The sequence below is a fragment of the Streptococcus sp. genome (genome assembly GCF_032481935.1).
Lineage (GTDB): Bacteria > Bacillota > Bacilli > Lactobacillales > Streptococcaceae > Streptococcus.
The window spans coordinates 37,186-43,468 of record NZ_JAWERU010000009.1 but is presented as its reverse complement, the minus strand read 5'-3'; the positions used below and the strand labels follow the sequence as shown (position 1 = coordinate 43,468).

Below are 6,283 nucleotides of genomic sequence, written 5' to 3'. Positions count from 1 at the left end.
AAAGGCGGTGTCTTAACCCCTTGACCAACGGACCGGAGTTGTTATTTTCAACTCTTACTATTATACCGACTTTTCGTACTTTGTCAACACCTTTTTTAACTTTTTTTCATTTCTCCTGAATTAATCCCTTCAGCTCTCTGAGAAGGGCTTTGTGGCCTTTAAATCGTTCGTCTGCTTTCTTACAATAATTCTTTTTTATGAAGCACATATCATTTTTTGAAAACATTTCTTCATATTACTCAAGTAACTGTTCCATTCTTATTTTCAGAAAATTTGAATCATTTCTTCTAAGAGAGCATTGACATAGGTGAACTTGTATTTTGTTTTCTATATATCGAAATCTTTGATTTAAATTCGAGTTCCCTCAATTTTAAAAAAAAAAACAGAGAAAACTTGCGCTTCCTCTGTTTATAGTATTTAAGATAATTAATTTTCTTCACTCATTTTTGATTTTACTTCGTCATAAGATAGTGCATGTGATTCCTCTTCTACTGTTTCAGGCATCTTTCCTGTTTCGTATAGAGATTTAATTTGTGTACTATCCAATGTTTCGTATTTCAATAATGCTTCTGCAATTAGCTTGTGAGTTTCACGATTTGACTGGATAATTTCAGCAGCTTTGTTTCGTGCTTCATTCAACAATGAACGAACTTCTTCGTCAATTTCATAAGCTGTTTGTTCTGAAATTGATTTTTGAGGGCTTTGTGCACCAAACATGGCATGATTTCCTTCATATTGTACTGGACCAAGTTTTTCACTCATACCATACTCTGTAACCATTGCACGCGCCATCTGAGTAGCTTGTTCGAAGTCATTAGATGCTCCAGTTGTTTGGACGTTAAAGATAATCTCTTCAGCTACACGTCCACCCATTAAGCCAGCTAATTGCTCTTTCATATCTTCTTTAGATAGAAGCATTTGGTCTTCTTTAGGAAGTGCGATCATATATCCGCCTGCACGTCCACGTGGTACTATGGTAACTTTATGAACAACACGAGCATTTGACAATACTAGACCGACAATGGTGTGTCCTGCCTCATGGTAGGCAACCAACTCACGTTCTTTTTGTGAAACTGTCTTGTCTTTCTTAGATGGTCCAGCGATGACACGATCTTCTGCCTCATCAATATCAGAAGCATCAATCACTGATTTATTACGACGAGCTGCAACTAAAGCTGCTTCGTTCAATACATTTTCCAAATCGGCACCAACAAAACCTGGAGTTTGTTGTGCTACCAATTTCAAATCTACATCTTCAGCTAAAGGTTTATTTCTAGCATGGACTTTCAAGATTGCTTCGCGACCCTTAACATCAGGACGACCAACTAATACTTTTCTATCAAAACGGCCTGGACGAAGTAGGGCCGGATCAAGAACATCTGAACGGTTTGTTGCCGCAATGACAATAATTCCTTCATTTCCTTCAAAACCATCCATTTCAATCAAGAGTTGGTTTAAGGTTTGTTCTCGTTCATCATTACCTCCACCTAAACCGACACCACGTTGTCGACCAACGGCATCAATTTCATCAATGAAGATAATAGCTGGTGCTGCTTTTTTTGCATCCTCAAAGAGAGAACGTACACGGCTCGCACCGACACCGACGAACATTTCTACAAAGTCAGAACCTGAAATACTAAAGAATGGTACACCAGCTTCTCCTGCGACTGCTTTAGCAAGTAATGTTTTACCAGTTCCCGGAGGCCCCTCTAAGAGAACACCAGCTGGAATCCGGGCACCCAATTTTGTAAATCGTTTTGGATCTTTTAAGAATTCAACAACTTCAACAAGTTCTTGTTTCTCTTCTTCTGCGCCTGCGACATCTGAAAAGCGAACTTTAATATCCTCTTTGTTAGCAGCCTTAGCTTTACTACGTCCAAAGCTCATTGGATTACGTCCGCTATTTCCGCCCATATTTCCCATCATAGAGAAGAGGAAGAAGAATAAGATAGCAAATGGTACTACTGAAACCAGGATGTTAATCCACATACCACTTGAGCTTTCGTGTTTCACTTCAATTTCTGTTTGATGTTCACTTGCTAACTTTTGCAAATCCGTTACAGTTGTATCTGATGGGAGGATAATACTTGTAAATTTCTCTACTTTTGTAGCAGATGGTGTAAAAAATTGAATTCCCGTTTCCTGTTTCTCTGTCTTAGCAGTTTTGTAGACACCAGACACTTCAATAACACTACCACTTGGTTGGTAGGTTATTTCTTTTACATTGTCGTTAGTGATTTCCTGAACCAATTCTGAATACTTAATTTGTTGACTATGACCAGCGGATCTGCCAGCAAAAAAGTACTGGAATCCTGTCACTAGCAAGAAAATCATCAACAAATAAAGAAATGGATTTTTTATGAAACCATTATTTTGTTTTTGCATTCAAACACTTACCCTTCTATTTTGAGTAAACTTCCTCTTTCAATACACCTACATAAGGAAGGTTACGATAGTTTTCATTATAGTCTAAACCGTAGCCTACAACAAATTCATTTGGAATTGTAAAACATGTATAATCTGCTTCGATTTCTACTGTACGACCTTCTGGTTTATCAAGCATGGTGACAATCTTAACAGAAGCTGCTTCTCTTGCAGTAAACATTTCTCTCAAACTCTTCAAGGTTTGACCAGTATCAATGATATCTTCTACAAAGACAACATGTCGACCTTTAATATCTTGAGTTACGTCTTGTTTAATATTAATGACACCACTACTTACAGTCCCACCATGATAGCTAGAGACCATCATAAAGTCCATTTCAAGATGTGTATCAATATATTTCACCAATTCTGCCATAAAAGGAATAGAACCTTTTAGAATTCCAACTAAAATCGGATTTTTTCCCTCATAATCTTTTGTCAACTGAGCACCCAATTTTTTAGCTGCTTCTGTAATTTCATCTTGTGAAATCAAAATTTTCTTGATATCTTTTTCTAACATGATTTTACCTATCTATTTTTTCTATATAAAGTACAGTGTTCATTATATCATTTTTCATTTTTTTACTCAAATCACTGATTTCAATTCCTAAAACTGAACAAATTTTTCCAAATTGCTCAATGATAATAGCTTTTTCTCGTTTTTCTTTAGGAATTTTTAAATCAATAAAAAGTCGTCTTAGTTTTTTACGATGACCATTTTTTATCAAATAATCACCGGGATGTCGATGCCGTAAAATCAACGATGTTTCACGAGAAACATTTATCTTTTGAACATTTTCCCCTTTTAGAGGGATTCCAAATGAAAATAAATAACCTTCATAATGAACTTGATTTTGATAGTCTAACACACAATCACTACTTTTTTCATCAGACTTTGGTCTGATTTTACAAATTTTAAAGTGTTGGTATTTTTTTACAAGTTCATAACCATTTTTTAAACGATGACGATATTGACTCTTGGTTCTTAAAATATGATGGACCTGTTGGAATTGTTCTCTTGTTACATTTAAATCAGCAAAACAACTAAGGTATTGTTGTAGTAAAACTCGCTGTGTTGCTTCACTAAAAGATAAAAACTGAGTTAAATCTTCCACATTGACTGTTTGAGATAATTCAGTCAGAGCAATTTGATAGTCAAATACTTCTTTTCCAAACTCTAAAAACGCTCTCTTTAGCTGAATATTTTCTTTTTCCAGTTGTGGTAAGTAAATATTACGAACTCGATTGCGAAAATAATGATTTTCTTTATTCGTCCTATCTTCAAAATGCTCAACTTCAGTAAAATCCTTCTTATAAAAAGACAGTAAAGGACGAATTAATTCTCCCTTATCAAACGTTTGTCTCTCTTTTATAGCTGATAAATGTTGTAGTCTAACACCTCGAATCAATCGCATTAAAATCGTCTCAGCCTGATCATCTGCATGATGAGCTGTTACAAGGGCTGTAGAGGAAGTTTTCTCCATTACTTCTCTAAAAAAATCATAGCGAAATTGACGAGCATTTGCTTCTGAAAAATCTCCAGTAAAATGAGCTACGTAAATTGGAACTCCAACTTGTTCAGCTAGTTTTCTTAATTCAATTTCTTCATCATCTGATTCTGGTCGTTGTTTATGGTTCACATGAGCTAAAAACAAATCAATCCCAAGTTCTTTTTGGTAAGTTGAAAGGAGATGAAAAAGAAACATCGAATCCAATCCACCAGACAAGGCTAGTACAACTCGTGAATGATCTTTAAAATAACCTTTTTCTAGAAAATGATTTAAAAAATCTTGGTCTCTCATTTTAGGACCTCATAGACATCCTTAGAAATTTTAGAAATGGTATCATAATCAGAATTTTTGGTAAAGATTGAAATGATGAAAGGAGAATCTGTATAGACTATTCCTACATCGTGTTTAAATTCATCTGCATCCCCAATTTTATGGGCTACCTTAGCAGAAATATTCTTAGCAATCCTCTGATTATCAAAAGCTGTTTGCGATAGAGATTCTAAAACAAAACCATTCTGATTATAAATAGATTCCATAACTTGACCAGCCATTCTAGCTGAAGCCAACTTATCTGTCACATCCCACTCTTCACCTGCGATAGTAGCCATTTCTTTTTTAAAAGCTTCATCTGATTTATTCGTAATATAATAAGCAAGAATATTATGAGCTACATTGTCAGATTCTTTCGCTGTCTTTGTAATTAAATCTTTGAGAGTGTACTCTTTATCGTCCGCTGTTTTAGGGAGGCTTCCACTTCCTTCGGGTTTATAAGAACCAGGGAAATCATTTACTTCAGAAACGTACTTCAATTTCGTGTCAAGTTGGTAATCACCTTGATTGATTTTTTCTTGAACATAATAAAGATAAGGCAATTTCATAACACTAGCAGAGTACATTTTTTGATCTTCGTTAATCCCAGCTTCCTTACCCGTGCTTAATTGTTTAACATAAATAGAAAATTGTTCATTTTGATAATTCGCAGATAACAACTCTTGTACTTTCTGGATACGATTGTCATCATTGGAAATGTAATCCGTCGAAACCCAACCAATTTGTTTGATATGTAAGAATTCACGACCTTCAGCAAAAATAGACATATCTGCTTCAACCTCTTGATAAGCTGCTAAAGTAGACTTTAATTCTTGTTGATCATAAGGACTATTATAAACGACAAATTCTGGTTCTAACCATACTCGTTTAGAAAAATCGTTGACAATTGAACTATCGTATAAAAGTCGTTTATCAGCCATCACAAATTGATTATTTGACAATTTAAACACAGGCTGTCCTTGTTTATTTAATCTCCATTCTAAAACAGATAATGTTGTATCTGCATTGACTTTTCCTGATTCTTTAATCAAATCTTCTGTAGAATAAACAGACGTTTCACCATAAAATTTTGGAGATTCTATAACATCTTGATAGTAAAAATGATACGAAGCGTGGGTTAAGGAATAAACTTCTTGGTTTGGAATGATAACTGGATTCTCAGTGCTTACTACTTGGACACTTTTTAAAAAAATAGGAAGTAGTAATATCACTAAAAATTTACGCATTCTTTTTTTCCTCTTCTTCTTGTAGCCGTAACAGATGATTTTTTTGAGCTAACTCTTCTAATTTTTCATCTGATTGACTTAAAAACTTTTCTACAATATCTAATAAATTTTCCATTTTACATTACCTAGGAAGTAAGTCCGGAATAGTATAAACTTCCTCCCATGATTTTGAATAGTAATATTTTGCACGCAAATACTTGGCTGCGTATGTTTCATCCTTTAATTTGGTTGCAAGATTTGATTCTTTATCTTTTTCATCGCTCAATTCTTGATACTGTTTTTTCAGATCGGCTAACTGTTGGCGACGTTCGAGTAGTTGCTGATAACTTTGAGTCAAATTATAGGTTGGTAGGATGAACAACAACATAATCAAAATCAAAACCCAGCCCATAAAACGATTTCGTCTTTGTCGTTCTTCCATCAAGTATTTACGACGTTGGTGTTCATTTTGAATAAAAGAATTATTCATTTGTACAATTTTTTTATACATCGTTTTCTACCCTTGTTTCGCTGATAATTTCATACATACCTGCAGCATCTTCTTTTTTAGTGCTATCTTTCATTTCCAGCACCTTTACAAGTAACAATTTATTTCCAAAGCGAATTTCAACCTGATCATTGAGTTTTAAATCTGTTGAACTTTTAGCAAGTATTCCATTTACCTTGATTCGCCCTTTATCTGCAACTTCTTTAGCCACTGTACGACGCTTAATAATTCTTGATACTTTTAAATATTTATCTAATCTCATTTTTATTACCTCAAATTATTATTGTACCATTTTTCTACCTTTT

General features: G+C 34.4%; 7 protein-coding genes. All 7 read right to left on the bottom strand.

Translation table 11 applies throughout. From position 1 onward, the window contains the following. Nucleotides 1-426: 426 nt before the first annotated feature. The 7 genes from ftsH to E7C97_RS02685 are packed head-to-tail and all read right to left on the bottom strand — an operon-like array spanning nucleotide 427 to nucleotide 6,240. Entirely contained in the window at nucleotides 427-2,385 is a 1,959-nt protein-coding gene (gene ftsH / locus E7C97_RS02715; protein WP_301393799.1) for an ATP-dependent zinc metalloprotease FtsH, read from the bottom strand. Nucleotides 2,386-2,401: 16 nt separating this feature from the next. Beyond that, nucleotides 2,402-2,944: a hypoxanthine phosphoribosyltransferase gene (gene hpt / locus E7C97_RS02710; RefSeq protein WP_301393796.1), complete on the bottom strand. Its 543-nt coding sequence runs from the start codon at nucleotides 2,942-2,944 to the stop codon at nucleotides 2,402-2,404. 4 nt (nucleotides 2,945-2,948) lie between these two features. Then, the gene (tilS, locus tag E7C97_RS02705; RefSeq protein WP_301393792.1) at nucleotides 2,949-4,226 is read right to left on the bottom strand and encodes a tRNA lysidine(34) synthetase TilS; all 1,278 of its coding nucleotides are present in this window, start codon (nucleotides 4,224-4,226) and stop codon (nucleotides 2,949-2,951) included. Further along, nucleotides 4,223-5,491 carry a serine hydrolase gene (locus E7C97_RS02700; RefSeq protein ID WP_301393790.1) on the bottom strand — a complete coding sequence of 423 codons (1,269 nt, stop codon included), beginning with the start codon at nucleotides 5,489-5,491 and terminating at the stop codon, nucleotides 4,223-4,225. Before E7C97_RS02700 ends, tilS begins: the two co-directional genes overlap by 4 nt. Continuing rightward, nucleotides 5,484-5,606 carry an SP_0009 family protein gene (locus E7C97_RS02695; protein WP_045762396.1) on the bottom strand — a complete coding sequence of 41 codons (123 nt, stop codon included), beginning with the start codon at nucleotides 5,604-5,606 and terminating at the stop codon, nucleotides 5,484-5,486. The genes E7C97_RS02700 and E7C97_RS02695 overlap by 8 nt, the downstream gene beginning before the upstream one ends. A 6-nt stretch (nucleotides 5,607-5,612) precedes the next feature. Next, nucleotides 5,613-5,981, bottom strand: coding sequence for a septum formation initiator family protein (locus E7C97_RS02690; RefSeq protein ID WP_000277028.1), 369 nt, complete (start codon nucleotides 5,979-5,981; stop codon nucleotides 5,613-5,615). After that, on the bottom strand, nucleotides 5,974-6,240 hold the full coding sequence (locus tag E7C97_RS02685; RefSeq protein ID WP_301393785.1) for an RNA-binding S4 domain-containing protein: 267 nt from the start codon (nucleotides 6,238-6,240) through the stop codon (nucleotides 5,974-5,976). The genes E7C97_RS02690 and E7C97_RS02685 overlap by 8 nt, the downstream gene beginning before the upstream one ends. Between the last annotated feature and the right edge of the window lie 43 nt (nucleotides 6,241-6,283).